At 68.3% G+C, this 13,533-nt stretch carries 12 protein-coding genes; 10 read left to right on the plus strand and 2 right to left on the minus strand.

The window, feature by feature from the left end:
- The first annotated feature begins 150 nt into the window (after positions 1-150).
- From ACFQQI_RS03235 to ACFQQI_RS03280, 10 genes are all read left to right on the plus strand, one after another.
- Positions 151-1,530: a polysaccharide biosynthesis tyrosine autokinase gene (locus ACFQQI_RS03235; RefSeq protein ID WP_378557838.1), complete on the plus strand. Its 1,380-nt coding sequence runs from the start codon at positions 151-153 to the stop codon at positions 1,528-1,530.
- 14 nt (positions 1,531-1,544) lie between these two features.
- Positions 1,545-2,453, plus strand: coding sequence for a glycosyltransferase (locus ACFQQI_RS03240; RefSeq protein WP_378557841.1), 909 nt, complete (start codon positions 1,545-1,547; stop codon positions 2,451-2,453).
- On the plus strand, positions 2,450-3,535 hold the full coding sequence (locus ACFQQI_RS03245) for a glycosyltransferase (RefSeq protein WP_378557844.1): 1,086 nt from the start codon (positions 2,450-2,452) through the stop codon (positions 3,533-3,535). Before ACFQQI_RS03240 ends, ACFQQI_RS03245 begins: the two co-directional genes overlap by 4 nt.
- The gene (locus ACFQQI_RS03250; RefSeq protein ID WP_378557847.1) at positions 3,532-4,590 is read left to right on the plus strand and encodes a glycosyltransferase; all 1,059 of its coding nucleotides are present in this window, start codon (positions 3,532-3,534) and stop codon (positions 4,588-4,590) included. The genes ACFQQI_RS03245 and ACFQQI_RS03250 overlap by 4 nt, the downstream gene beginning before the upstream one ends.
- Positions 4,591-4,676: 86 nt before the next feature.
- Positions 4,677-6,065, plus strand: coding sequence for an O-antigen ligase family protein (locus tag ACFQQI_RS03255; protein ID WP_378557850.1), 1,389 nt, complete (start codon positions 4,677-4,679; stop codon positions 6,063-6,065).
- Between the two features lie 95 nt (positions 6,066-6,160).
- Positions 6,161-6,925, plus strand: a complete 765-nt coding sequence (locus ACFQQI_RS03260; protein ID WP_378557853.1) for a glycosyltransferase — start codon at positions 6,161-6,163, stop codon at positions 6,923-6,925.
- A gap of 116 nt (positions 6,926-7,041) precedes the next feature.
- Complete coding sequence (locus ACFQQI_RS03265) at positions 7,042-8,286, plus strand: lipopolysaccharide biosynthesis protein (RefSeq protein WP_378557856.1); 1,245 nt, start codon at positions 7,042-7,044, stop codon at positions 8,284-8,286.
- A gap of 94 nt (positions 8,287-8,380) precedes the next feature.
- Positions 8,381-9,421 carry a GDP-mannose 4,6-dehydratase gene (gmd, locus tag ACFQQI_RS03270; protein WP_378557859.1) on the plus strand — a complete coding sequence of 347 codons (1,041 nt, stop codon included), beginning with the start codon at positions 8,381-8,383 and terminating at the stop codon, positions 9,419-9,421.
- Positions 9,418-10,389, plus strand: a complete 972-nt coding sequence (locus ACFQQI_RS03275) for a GDP-L-fucose synthase family protein (RefSeq protein ID WP_378557862.1) — start codon at positions 9,418-9,420, stop codon at positions 10,387-10,389. Before gmd ends, ACFQQI_RS03275 begins: the two co-directional genes overlap by 4 nt.
- A 63-nt stretch (positions 10,390-10,452) precedes the next feature.
- Positions 10,453-11,214 carry a septum formation family protein gene (locus ACFQQI_RS03280; protein ID WP_378557865.1) on the plus strand — a complete coding sequence of 254 codons (762 nt, stop codon included), beginning with the start codon at positions 10,453-10,455 and terminating at the stop codon, positions 11,212-11,214.
- Between the two features lie 28 nt (positions 11,215-11,242).
- On the opposite strand, the gene manA is transcribed toward ACFQQI_RS03280, so the two are convergent.
- Together manA and ACFQQI_RS03290 are read right to left on the minus strand one after the other, a co-directional pair.
- Positions 11,243-12,472 (minus strand): mannose-6-phosphate isomerase, class I, encoded by a 1,230-nt coding sequence (manA, locus tag ACFQQI_RS03285; protein ID WP_378557868.1) that lies wholly within the window; start codon positions 12,470-12,472, stop codon positions 11,243-11,245.
- A gap of 104 nt (positions 12,473-12,576) precedes the next feature.
- Entirely contained in the window at positions 12,577-13,524 is a 948-nt protein-coding gene (locus ACFQQI_RS03290) for a helix-turn-helix transcriptional regulator (RefSeq protein WP_378557871.1), read from the minus strand.
- Between the last annotated feature and the right edge of the window lie 9 nt (positions 13,525-13,533).

Raw genomic sequence — 13,533 nt, forward strand, 5'->3', positions numbered from 1 at the left:
GGCGGCCGATGAACCTCTGACCAGATCGTTCGAGGTGAACGGCGTTCGCTGCGCCCGGACGACAGGAGTCGTCCTGGGCTCCTTGGGGGGATCGCTGCGGGCTGCCGAGGTGCGACTCGGCGGGCACGGCGACATGGAATGGAGTGCCTGATGGAACTGCGCGACTACCTCAAGGTGGTCCGAGAGCGATGGGTGTGGATCGTCGGTTGCGCACTGTTCGTTGGGCTCCTCGCCCTCGGATACACGACCGTCCAGGCCAAGCAGTACGCGTCGGATGCTCGGCTCTTCGTCTCCACCGCCACGGAGAGCGGTAGCGACGCCTACAGCATCAACCAGGGTGGGCAGTTCTCGATTGCCCGAGTCCAGTCCTACGCCGACCTGCTCTCCAGTCGTGAGCTCGCCTCCGAAGTGGTCGACGACCTGGATCTCGAGCTGACGTCCGAGGAGCTGGCGCGCAAGGTGAGCGGCTCGGTCGCCGCGAACACGGTCAACCTGACCCTGACGGTGACGGACGCTGATCCACACCAGGCTCAGCGGATCGCGCAGGCGTACGCCGAGTCTCTCGCGGACCTCGTGCGGCAGTTGGAGACGCCGCCTGGCGAGACGGTGGCCCCCGTGAAGGCGACCATCGTCGACGCGGCGTCCTTCTCCGACACCCCCGTCGCTCCGAAACCAGTTCGGACCGTCGGCATCGGCATCGTGCTCGGTCTGCTGCTCGGGCTCGGCCTCGCCGTGCTGCGGCAATCGCTTGACACCCGCATCAAGACGATCGAAGACATCGCGCAGATAACGGACCGGCCGGTGCTCGGGGCGATCAGCTACGAACCAGGCAATCGCGGTGTCCCCCTCGTCACGGAGGTTGCGTCGCACTCTCCCCGAGCCGAAGCGTTTCGAGTCCTGCGCACCAATCTGCAGTTCGTCGATGTCGACTCGCGCCACAAGGTCTTCGTTCTCTCCTCCGCCGTGCCCGATGAGGGCAAGACGTCCACGGCGGTCAATCTCGCGGTCAGCCTCGCGCAGGCGGGTGCGCGCACCCTTCTCGTCGAAGGCGATCTGCGCCGACCCCGCGCCGCGATGCGCCTGGGGATGGATGGCGCCGTCGGGCTCACCAGCGTTCTGGTAGGCACCCTCAAGTTCCAGGACTCGCTTCAGCGCGACGAGACGACTGGATTGGACTTTCTTGCCGCAGGGCCGGTGCCGCCCAATCCGGCTGAGCTCCTCCAGTCGAATGCGATGCGGGACCTGCTCGAGATCGCTCGGGCAGCCTATGACGTCGTGATCGTCGACGCGCCCCCTCTCCTCCCCGTCACGGATGCGGCTTTGCTCGCGGCGCACGGTGATGGCGCCATCCTGGTCGTCCGGCACGGAAAGGTGACGCGCGATCAGGTCAAGCTGAGCGCTGAGCGTCTGGCCCAGGTCGACGCCCGGCTGTTCGGAGTGGTCATGAACATGGTGCCAGCCAAGGGACACGGGTTCGGATACGGATACGGGTACGGCTACGCCCCCGAGAGCGACGCCACTTCGTCGTGAGCGGTGACGCTGTGGTGACCGTCGTGATCACGACGACGGGTAGACCGACCCTTGAGCATGCAGTCGCGTCCGCGCTGGCGCAGGTGGGAACGATCGTGGAGGTGGTGGTTGTCGTCTCCGGAGACGACGAACTGCTTCAGGACGTGCGGACCCGGCTTGCGCCGCAGGTGGTCGTCATCGGGACCGGCAAGCCGTGCAATGCGAATGTGGCCCGAAATCTGGGCATCGGGGCTGCCACCGGGCATTACATCGCGCTCTTGGACGACGACGACTACTGGCAGCCGGAGAAGGTCCGGGTCCAGGTGGCGGCGCTCGAAGCGGCAGCGCTGCCGGCCCGCACGATCTGCGCAACTGCCTACCGCGTTGAAGGTCGCTACGACGATGAGGTGTGGCCCGTCCGACCGCCCCGAGCCGGGGAACAGATGGGGGACTACCTCTTCACGAAGGACTCCGTGCGCCGCCTGCCGGTGGGCTTTCAAACCAGCACGATCATGGCGGCGCGGTCAGCCTTTCTGGCGTGCAGGTTCGACGAAGCACTGTCGATCCACCAGGACTGGGACTGGTTGGTACGCGCAGTGGACGTGGAAGGGTTCCAGGTCGCGTTCGTCGACCGTCCGCTGTCGGTCTACAGGTATGGACGATCCGGATCGGCCACGAGGCGGACGCAGTGGCAGCAGAGTCGCGACTGGGCAACGAGCGGAGATGCTCCACTGAGTCCGCGGTCGAGGGGTGACTTCTTGCTGACCGTGACACTCTCGTTCGCGTCGACGCAGGCGTCCATCGTCCAGATGGCTGGATTGGTGCGCCTCGCGCTCGTCGGCGGAAGGCCAGGACTGCCTGCGCTGCTGCTTGCACTTCCACGAATCGCTCGAGGATTCATCCGTCGAGCATTGGAACGGACCCGCGGGGAGAGATCGTCGTGAGGATCGTCCACGTCATCAACGACGCCACCATCGGAGGCGCCCAGACCTTCGTCGAGGGCCTCGCAGGCAACTGGGACATCACCGGTGACGAGCTCCACCTCGTCGTCCTGCGTGGCGCCGACTCGCTGAGTGCCCGGTACTCGCAGGCGTTCGTGTCGGTCACCTACCTCGATGTCGCGGGGAACCCCCTTCGTGCCGCGCTCACCTACCGCCGCGTCCTTCGAACGCTGCGACCGGACGTCGTGCACTCCCACCTGCTCCAGTCGGATCTGGTCAGCCTGCTCCTCACGCCCAGGCGGGCCCGCAGGATCTCGACTGTTCACACGACGGGGTTGAGCAAGGCCGACCCGGTACTCAGCCGGGCGGTCGCACGCGTCGTCGGTCGCCTGAGCGGCGGGTTCGTTGCCGCCGTCGCGTGCAATGAGACCTGTCTGCGGTACACGGGCTCGATGGGATACCGCGCAACCATGCACGTGATCGAGAACGGGCTGCCAGTTCCGGCTACGACGAGCTACGACCCTGACTCGACCATGTTCCTGTCCCTCGCTCGCCTACACCCGATGAAGGGGCACGCGATCCTCGTCCGCGCCTTCGCCGAGATCGCGGATGAACTCCCCGGTTGGAACCTGACGTGTGTCGGGTCGGGTGTGACCCCCGACGCCGGCGACCTTGCCGACGTGCTCGAAATGCCCAGAGTCAGGCAACTGATGTCTGAGGGTCGCCTGCGGCTCGAGGGGCCGACGCTCGAGCCTGAGCGATACCTCGAGGGGGCCGCAGCGCTCGTCATCTCCAGCACCTACGGCGAGGCGTCGCCCATGGTCGCGATCGAGGCCGTGAGCATGGCCGTACCTGTACTGACGACAGCCGTCGGCGGCGGTCCCGCACTCATGGCGGGATCGTTGCCCGTCGCTGCGCCTGGTTCGACGGAGTCCTTGGCAAGGATGCTGCGGGCATTCGCGGCGCTCTCGGTCGGTGAACGTGTCGAGCTGTCGAAGTGGTCCCGCGCGCAAGCGATCGACAAGTTCGACGTACGCGGGCGGGTGCTGTCGTACCGCTCCGTCTACCAGGGAGGCGCGTCGTGAACGATCCGGCTGCAAGGACCGTCGTTGTTCACATCACCGAGAGCCTCGGTGGTGGCACGGCGAGCGCCATCAGCGACTACGTCGACGCCACCCCCGAGGTCGAGCATCACCTGGTCGCGGCCAGCCGCGAGGGAGTGACCGATGAGTACCGCACCCGGTTCCATTCAACGATCGACGTGGATCGCAGCGTCACCGGTGTCCGGACGGCGCGAGCCTACGTCCGCACCCTCGGCCCCGACTTCGTACACCTCCATTCGAGTTGGGCAGCACTCGGCTATCGACTGCTTCCTCGAGTTGCTGGCCCCGCCGTTCTCTACACACCGCATTGCTTTGCGTTCGAGCGCAGAGACGTCAATGGGCCGGTTCGTCTCTCCTTCTTCCTGGTGGAACGACTGCTGCGCCGGCGGACGGACAGCCTCGTGGCGTGCGCGCCCCGGGAACAGCGCTTGGCGCGGAAGCTCGGCTACCGAAGTGTCCACTACGTGCCGAATCGCGCAGGCTTTTCAGCGGGCGAGGTTCGAGGAGCGCCGAGCGACCGCTCGATCAGGATCGTGGGCGCCGGGCGGCTGTCTGCCCAGAAGGATCCCCGGCTGTTCGCGCAGGTCGCCCGCAAGGTCGCGGCGCGCGTGGGATCTGCAGGTGAGGTGACCGTTCGGTGGATCGGCGACGGATCGCCCGAGCTTCGTGCAGAGCTCGAGTCGGCAGGCGTCGAAGTGACGGGTTGGTTGCCGAGAAGCGAGGTCGTCCGCGAGCTCAAGGAGGCGACGGTCCTGCTTCACACGGCATCGTGGGAAGGATTCCCGGTCCTTCTCATCGAGGCTCACGAGCTCGGACTCCCGATCGTCGTCCGACGAATCCCCGCGTTCGAGGGGCTTCCGGACGATGTCGTCGGGTCAGATGCCGATGAACTCGCAGATGTCCTGCAGGCCGTCCTCGCGGACGGTGATTGCCGGACCGACAATCAGAGGGCGTGGCGACACGTCCTCGCCGACAACAACCGGCGCACTCAGTCGACGCGGCTGCGGACGGTGTACGGCGTGGCGGGGCCTTGTTGATGAGCGCGACCAGTCCCCAGGGGCCAGCCGCAATCTGCCGGCGCGGCCAAGTCCTCGGTGTCATCGTCCTCGCGTGGTGCGCGAGCATGCTTCCGACATACGTTCAAGCGTTCACGGGAGCCAAGGGCGAAGTGACCGTTGCCGCATTCGACGGTGGGAGCGGCTTGTCGCAGGTCACCTCCCAGATCTTCGGCGCGCTGCTCGTCTGCTACTGCCTGTTGGTCATCGCCTCGAATCTGCGGCAGTTGCCATCCGAGAGGTTGACCTCGCTCGCGGTATGCCTTGCGCCATGGGGCTTCTACCTTCTCAACGACATCCACCGAGGAACGAGCATCAGTGTTGCCGTCCTGACGTATCCGTTGGTGGCGGTGGCCCTATGGACAGCCCGCGTGGACCTGGATGCGCTGCGAGTGGTCGGCTGGTTCGTCGGAATCCTGGTCGTTGCCACCTTCGCGATGGTCCTGCTTTCACCTGATCGCGCGTTCTACGTCGCGCCCTCTGGTGCCTTGGTGCAGGCGGAGAAGCAGATCTTCCCGGGCGGACTGCTTGCTGGACCGTTCAACAATCCCAACACCCTCGGTCAGGTCCTGGTCCTCGGTAGCGGGCTCGTGTTCCTGAGCGCCAAGTCACGTCGGGTTGGATTGGCGCTCCTTCTCGCCGTCGGCACGCAGATCGTCTGGTCCGCGTCCCGCGCATCGATGCTGGCGTTCGTGCTGGTTGCGCTCACGCTGATCATCACGTCCACGGTTCGGCGCGCAGTGGGTCGCCAGCTGATCGGCCTGGGTGGCCTCTGCATCGCGGCGTGCGTTGTCGTGGTGCCCTTGATGACAGATGACCCCAGCAGCTTCAGCGATCGCGGGCAGATCTGGTCGGGAAGCCTGTCCTACTGGCGCGGGCACCACTGGCTGGGGCTCGGGAGCACGTGGTACAGCTCCATCTCTCACTACAACAACGACCTGGTCAGCCTCGCCTTCCACGGGCACAACCTCTTCGTCAACACGCTCGTCACCGGAGGCGTTCTCGGGGTGGCACTCCTGGCCTCGTGGTTGCTGCTCGCCTGGCGAGCGGCCTTGGCTTCACCTAGCGCGCCGGCGCTCGGAGTGGTCGTCAGCGTGTCCGCAGTCGGACTCCTCGAGGTCCCCGTCAACATGGTCGATCGGGGAGCACTGTTCTTCGCCGCTCAGCTGCCGCTACTGATCATCGTGCTCTCTACTCCGGCCGGTGCGCCGAACCTCAGTCAGTCGCCACCGGCCGGCCTTGTCGGCGAGACGCAACGAGAAGTCGAAGCCCATTCGAGGCCCGGCGGTGTCCCGCCAGGGGCAGCCGCAGCCAACGGAGGCGTGAAACGTCGGCGCGAGGACGGATCCCGCGACACAATGCGTGGTGCAGGCGTCGCCGGCCCGATCAGCCGGCCCGACCAGCCTGCGCGTGGAAGTGCTCTTGGCCCAGATCGGCGACGCCGGTCGGGCCCATAGGTGTGTTGCGAGGCAAGCCAGCCTGCGCCAGTGGCGGTGCGGCTCGAGTGGACCGCCTCGCCTGATCGAAGTCCAGTCGAGGGGAAGAGTCTCACGTGCGCGTCACAGTCGTCACGATCAGCTACCGGGACCTGCCCGGTCTCGTCAAGACGCGCCAGAGCGTCGCGGCCCAGACTTGGCGGGACATCGAGCACGTCGTCGTTGACGGCGGGTCGGGCGAGGAGACCGAGCGGTTCCTCGTGTCGCTCCGGGGAGTTCAGACCATGTCCGAGCCGGACAAGGGTCGGTACGACGCCATGAACAAGGGGATCGCGGCCTCGAACGGAGACCTCGTCTGGTTCATGCACGCCGGCGATGCGTTCGGATCTGCGCGTGCGGTGCAGCAGGTGGTCGAAGCTGTGTCGGGGTTGGAGGGACAGGCCTACTGGGGATACGGCATAGCTCGAAAGATCGACGATCGTGGCGAGTGTGTCGGACTCTTCGGAGACATCCCGTTCAGCCTGCGGCGGTTCGCGCTCGGCGGCCACCCGATCCCACACCAGGCCGCGTTCTTCTCGCGCGCCATCATCGACAAGGTCGGCCACTACGAGCTCGATCACGGGCTTGCAGCGGATCAACTGTTCATGCTCAGGTGCGCTGCGCTGGTGTCTCCGCGAGTCTTGCCCGAGATCGTGTGTGACTTCGACACGGGCGGCGCGGGATCGACGCGTTCGATCGGTGCTCATTTCAAGGACATGAGGCGGGCACGAAGGGCGGTGGGGATATCGGCGACGGGTTCGGAAGTCGAGGATGCCTTCTGGTCGGGCGTTCAGCAGTCGATCGCGACGGCCAAGCGCGCACTCGGCGGTCGCACCCGTTGACGCCTCGTAGCGGCGAGGTGGGTACGCGGGAGGCCGCGTCGCGCTCGGCGGGGCAGGGCGCTTCGCCGCGCGCTCTCGTTCTCAAGAGCGGAGCGGCCAGGACGGTCACGGTTCCCTTGATCGCCGCCACCGGCTTGCTTACGGCCGCTGCGCAGGTTCGATACGCAGGCGCCCAGACCTACGGGCTCATCAGTGTCATCTCCACGCTCTCCTTGCTGCTTCCCTTCGCCGATCTCGGATTGGGGGCAGCTGTCACGACGGCCGTGGCCGATCGACGCAGCGAGCCCGCAGCCATGTGGGCGACCCTGCGAGCGGCTCGTACTCGGCTGACGCTCGTCGCCTGCTCCGGGGTGCTCGTGTGCGCAGCCGTGAGCCTGAGTGGGCAGTGGGAGCGGCTGCTCGGTGCGCAACTCACGACACTTGGCCAGATGGCCGCGGGCCTGGCTGTGGCGGCCTTCTTCATCTCGGTGCCGTTCGGCCTGGCGCAACGCATCCTTGTCGGGCTGGATCAGAGCCACGTCGCGGCGTTGATCCCAGCGGGCGCGAGCCTGGTCAATCTCGTGTTGACGTTGGCGGTCATCGCAGTCGGAGCCCCGCCCATCTTGATGAGCATCGCCATGCCTCTGGGCGTGTGCCTCGCCTTCGCCGTCATGTTGCTCGTGGCCCTCAGAGCCTTGAAGCGTCAACACGTGCCGCGCCCGGTCGGTGACCACCCACCGAAGCTCCTTGCCGGCAGTGGCGCGATGCTGCTGATCTCGATCGGCCTGCCTCTCGGCTTGCAGAGCGGGCGGCTCTTGCTCTCTCACACGAGCGACCTCGGAGCCGTGGCGAACTTCGCGATCGGATCGCAGTTCTACGGGATGGCTTGGGGGGTGATGAGTGCGGCCGGGATGGCGCTCTGGCCGGCCTTCGTACGTCTGCGAGCCGACGCAGACAACTCTCTCCGACAGTGGCAACAGGCGACCATCGCCTTCTCCTCGATCGGAGTCGTCGGGGCAGCCGCTCTCGGACTTCTCTCGCCGACTGTCGCGCGCCTCATGACCGGAGGCCGTGTCGATGTGAGCATCGCTCTCGGATCGTCGTTCGGCCTACTCCTGCTCGCCCAGGCCATGCATCTCCCATCCGGCATGATGCTGACCAAGCCGCGGGAACTGTGGTGGCAGGCCGGTTGCGTGATCGCCATGGCATGTGTGGCCGTGGTGGGCGCGGCCATGACGGCCAGCACGTGGGGCGCGGTGGCCGTACCGCTTTGGGCGGGCATCGCGGTCGTTTCCTGTCAGGTCATCCCTGATCAACTCATGACACGGCGACTGCTCAACCGAAGACAACCACTCGCTTGTGGCGTGACATCGGTGACTTGACCGGGCGGGCGACCCGAAGGCGCGGCTCGCCCTTTAGGCTTACGTGTAGACGCGCGTGAAGAACTACGAAGTGTGGAGACGAGGAACCATCGCCGTGAAGAAGGCACTGATCACCGGGATCACCGGTCAGGACGGGTCGTACCTCGCCGAGCTGCTGCTCGGCAAGGGCTACGAGGTGCACGGCCTGATCAGGCGGGCGTCGACGTTCAACACGTCGCGCATCGACCACCTGTACCAGGACCCGCACGACCCGGACGCCAAGCTCTTCCTGCACTACGGCGACCTGTCCGACGGTGCGCGGCTGGTGACGCTGCTCCACGAGATCAACCCCGACGAGGTCTACAACCTCGCAGCGCAGTCCCACGTGCGGGTCAGCTTCGACGAGCCCGAGCACACCGGTGACACGACCGGCATGGGCGCCATGCGGCTGCTCGAGGCCGTGCGCATGGCCGGGGTCGACTGCCGCTACTACCAGGCGTCCTCCTCGGAGATGTTCGGCGCGACGCCGCCGCCGCAGAACGAGGACACCCCGTTCTACCCGCGTTCGCCGTACGGCGCCGCGAAGGTCTACGCCTACTGGGTGACCCGCAACTACCGCGAGGGCTACGGCATGTTCGCGGTCAACGGCATCCTCTTCAACCACGAGTCCCCGCGCCGCGGCGAGACGTTCGTGACCCGCAAGGTGACCCGGGCGGTCGCGCGGATCCAGGCGGGCCTCGACGACTACGTCTACATGGGCAACCTCGACGCCGTCCGCGACTGGGGTTACGCGCCGGAGTACGTCGAGGGCATGTGGCGGATGCTGCAGGCCGACGAGCCGGAGGACTTCGTGCTCGCGACCGGCGGCAACTTCACGGTCCGCGACTTCGTCGTCACCGCCTTCGAGCACGCGGGCCTGGACTGGGAGAAGCACGTCAAGTTCGACGAGCGCTACCTGCGCCCCACCGAGGTCGACGCGCTGATCGGCGACGCCAGCAAGGCGGAGAAGATCCTCGGCTGGAAGCCGAAGGTCCAGACCGACGAGCTCGCCCGGATCATGGTCGACGCCGACATCGAGTCGCTCAAGCACGCCGGCCGGCCGTGGATCGACCAGTGCGGCATCGAGGGCTGGCCGGCACTGGGCAACCGCGCATGAGCGAGGCCGCGGCGTTCGCGCTCGAGAAGGACGCACCGTTCTACGTCGCGGGACATCGCGGCCTGGTCGGTGGCGCCATCTGGCGGGCGCTCGAAGGCCGCGGCCACGGCAACCTGCTGGGCCGGTCCTCGAGCGAGGTCGACCTGCGTGACCGCGACGCCGTCTTCGACTTCTTCGCGACCGAGCGCCCGACGTACGTCGTGCTCGCGGCCGCGAAGGTCGGCGGCATCATGGCCAACAACACCTACCCGGTCGACTTCCTCTCCGACAACCTGCGGATCCAGACCAACGTCATGGACGCCGCGCTCGAGCACGGCGTCGACCGGCTGCTCTTCCTCGGCTCGTCGTGCATCTACCCGAAGTTCGCGCCGCAGCCGATCAAGGAGGACTCGCTCCTCACCGGACACCTGGAGCCGACCAACGACGCCTACGCGATCGCCAAGATCGCCGGCATCATGCAGGTCCAGGCCGTGCGGCGGCAGTACGACCGGCCGTGGATCTCGGCGATGCCGACCAACCTCTACGGGCCCGGCGACAACTTCTCGCCGACCGGCAGCCACGTGCTGCCCGCGCTGATCCGTCGGTACGACGAGGCCCGCGCGGCCGGATCGACCGCGGTGACGAACTGGGGCACGGGCAGCCCGCGCCGCGAGTTCCTCCACGTCGACGACATGGCTGCGGCCTGTCTCTTCCTGATGGAGCACTACGACGGGCCGGAGCAGGTCAACGTCGGCACCGGTCGCGACGCGACGATCGCCGAGATCGCCGCGATCGTGGCCGAGGCGGTGGGCTACGACGGCGCGACCGAGTGGGACACCAGCAAGCCCGACGGGACGCCGCAGAAGCTGCTCGACGTCACCAAGCTCCACGACATCGGCTGGGACGCCCAGATCAGCCTGCGCCAGGGCATCGTGTCCACCGTCGAGTGGTACCGCGAGCACGTCGGCAGCCTGCGCGAGGCCGGCTGAGCCGACCATCGGCCGCGGCGTAGCGGCTGACGCCGTCCGATCAGCCCGACAGAGGGGACTCCGTTGCGCAACCTGCCCAGATGGGTCTCCGCTCCGTTGGCGACGGCCGTCGCGCTCATCGTGTCCGGCGCGTCGGTCACGTCGGGCCCCGCGGTCGCGTCGTCCGAGGAAGGTCCGACGTACCAGATGCCGGCGGTCGGGGAGTGTCACAACCTCTCCTGGAAGGCCGTCCGGGCCGAGTCCGACACGACCGCGCCCGTGGAGTGCTCCGCCGCGCACAACCTCGTGGTCGTCGCCGTCTTCACGCTCCCGGCCGGAACCAGCTGGGACGAGGAAGACCCCGGGTTCCGGAAGACGCTGGCCGAGACGTGCGTGCCCGCGGTCAAGGAAGCGCTCGGCGTGAGCTTCAGGGAGCGCGCCATGTCGGCGTACACCTGGGCCTTCTGGCAGCCGACGGAGGAGCAGCGCGCGCACGGCGCGAGCTGGCTGCGGTGCGATGTCGGCCTGTCGGCGTACAAGAAGCTCGCCCCACTCCCGAACGCCGGCCTGTCCCTGGCGGACCGAACCCTGTCCGCCGCCGAGCGGGCCTGCGTCCTCGTGGATCGCACCGGTGGGTTCACGCCGTCCTCGTGCGCGAGCCGGCACAACTACCGGGCCGTCAAGGTGCTCGTCGTGTCGGGCCGGAACGTTCCTTCGACCAGGAAGTACCTCCGCGTCGCCGAGCGCCGGTGCCCCGGTGCTCACTGGTACGCGACCTGGCCGCCGGACATCTCCTGGGCCGCCGGCGACCACACCCTGACCTGCTACCGTCCCGCCCGGCGCTGACTGCTCGACGGCAGCCAGCGGTCCCGGCTCAGGCCGGGACGGAGGCGATGGCGACCTGGCCCTCGCCGCTGATGCTGGCCTCGCCGTCGGCGTGCGCGATGAACAGCGCCTCGCCGCGCGAGACGATCTGCGTCTCGGCCGCGGTCGCGACGGTCACCTCGCCGTCGAGGACGAGCACGATGCGGGGCCCGTCGACCGCGGGCGCCTCGATCGGCGCAGGGCCGACGCGCAGCGCGAACTCGGTGACCGGCGGATCGAAGTGGGCGACGTCGCCGCGGATGATCGGCTGCCACAGCGGCGGCGGGATCGGGGTGAAGTTCGTGACCTGGAGCAGCTCCGGCACGTCGACGTGCTTGGGCGTGAGACCCGCGCGCAGCACGTTGTCGGACGACGCCATGACCTCGACCCCGAAGCCCGACGTGTAGGCGTGGATGACGCCGGCGTCGAGGAACATCGCCTCGCCCGGCGCGAGCACGACGTGGTTGAGGAGCAGCGTGACCAGCACCCCCGGATCCGACGGGTAGTGATCGATGAGCGAGACGGTCTGGGCGAAGACACGGGTGGCCTCGCGGGCGACGCTGGTGCGCTCCCGGCGCGGGCGACCGGAGCGCAGGTCCTCGCGGTGGCCGCGCTCCTCGGCGCGCACGGCCGCGGTCCGGATCTCGGACAGCAGCTTCGCGAGGCCCGGGCCCTCCATTGCGAGCATCTCGGTGACGACCTCCCGCAGCGTCTGGAAGGCGGAGCCCTCCTCGAGCCGCCAGGCGACGTCGTCGGCCCACGGTACGTCGAGCAGCCGCAGGATGCGCGCCGAGCTCTCGACGTCCCGGAAGCCGGCCATGCCCTCGAAGCGGGTGACCGCGAGGATCAGCTCGGGCTTGTGGAACTTGTCCTGGTAGCACCGGGTCGGCGACCCGACCGGGATCCCGGCCGCGTCCTCGGCGTCGTACCCGATCCGAGCCCGCTCGGTCGTCGGGTGCACCTGGAGCGACAGGGGCTCGGCCGCCGAGAGCGCCTTCACCAGGAAGGGCAGCCGGGGGCCGAACATCGTCTGCACCCGGCCGCCGACCATCGTGTCGGGGTCCTGGCGGATCGCGTCGTTCAGCAGCTGACCGTCCGGCAGCCGCGACGGGTCGCCGTCGTGGGCGCCGATCCACAGCTCCGCCTGGGGGTCGCCGGTCGCGTCCCGCCCGAGGAACCTCGGGATGTGGGTGCGCGAACCCCAGGCGTAGTCACGGACCGGGCAGTCAAGCAGGTGCACGGTACGAGTGTCCCAGACGACCCGAACCTCGCGGATTCCCTTGCGAGAACCTTGCGCGGCCGGGGCGATCATGGCCTCGCCCACCGCAGTGGGTCGGCCGTGGTTCAGCCCGCTGCCCTGCGCAGGCGGTCGGCGAGGGCGCGGAGGGCGTCGCCCAGCTCCTCGGACTCGACCTCGAAGTCGGCGTCGAGGAAGCCGAGCCAGAGCGCGAGAGCGCGCGGGTCGTCGCTGCCGGGCTCGAACGCGCACCGGTCCTCCGCGAGCTCGTCGACGTCCACCGGGATCGGCATCCGGGCGCGCACGTGCGCAGCAGGTGCATGGACGACGACGCGCGCACGGAACCGCCACATCGCCTCGCCGGCGGCCCGCTGGACCCGCTCGACGACCTCGGCATCGGGCGGCATCAGCCGCGGCGTGAACCGGGGGCCGGTCGGCGTCCGCGGCGTGATCCGGTCCACCCGGAACGTGCGCCAGCCGTCGCGGTCGAGGTCCCAGGCGACGAGGTACCACCGCCGCCGGTGGCTGACCAGGCGGTACGGCTCGACGCGGCGCCGAGCGCGCCGGCCGTCATGCGCCTGGTAGTCGAGGCGGACCACCTCGCGGTCGCGGCACGCGCCGGCGAGCATCGTCAGGATCTCCCCGTCCACGAGCGGGCCCGGGGCGGGTGCCTGGAGGGCGGCCTCGAATGCTCGCGTCCGGTGGCGCAGCCGGGACGGCAGCACCTGTTGGAGCTTCATCAGCGCCCGGAGCGACGCATCCTCGATCCCGGCGACCGCCGAGCCGGCCGCCGTACGCAGGCCCACGGCAACGGCCACTGCCTCCTCGTCGTCGAGCAGCAACGGCGGCAACGAGCCACCCGGGCCCAGCCGGTAGCCGCCAGCGACGCCGGACCGGGCCTCGACCGGATAGCCGAGCTCACGGAGCCGACCCACGTCGTTCCGGATCGTGCGGGTGGTGACCTCGAGTCGATCGGCCAGCTCGTGTCCCGTCCAGTCAGGGCGGCTCTGGAGCAGGGACAGCAGGCGGAGCAGGCGGGCCGACGTCTCCAGCATCTCTGCAGT

The organism is Nocardioides sp. GCM10030259, from assembly GCF_042666375.1.
Classification (GTDB): domain Bacteria; phylum Actinomycetota; class Actinomycetes; order Propionibacteriales; family Nocardioidaceae; genus Nocardioides.

Bases quoted from the DNA above. Each gene is read 5' to 3' on its own strand.
- ACFQQI_RS03235 (WP_378557838.1), top strand. From the start codon at position 151: ATGGAACTGCGCGACTACCTCAAGGTGGTCCGAGAGCGATGGGTGTGG.
- ACFQQI_RS03255 (WP_378557850.1), top strand. From the start codon at position 4,677: ATGCTTCCGACATACGTTCAAGCGTTCACGGGAGCCAAGGGCGAAGTG.
- ACFQQI_RS03275 (WP_378557862.1), top strand. From the start codon at position 9,418: ATGAGCGAGGCCGCGGCGTTCGCGCTCGAGAAGGACGCACCGTTCTAC.
- ACFQQI_RS03290 (WP_378557871.1), bottom strand. From the start codon at position 13,524: ATGCTGGAGACGTCGGCCCGCCTGCTCCGCCTGCTGTCCCTGCTCCAG.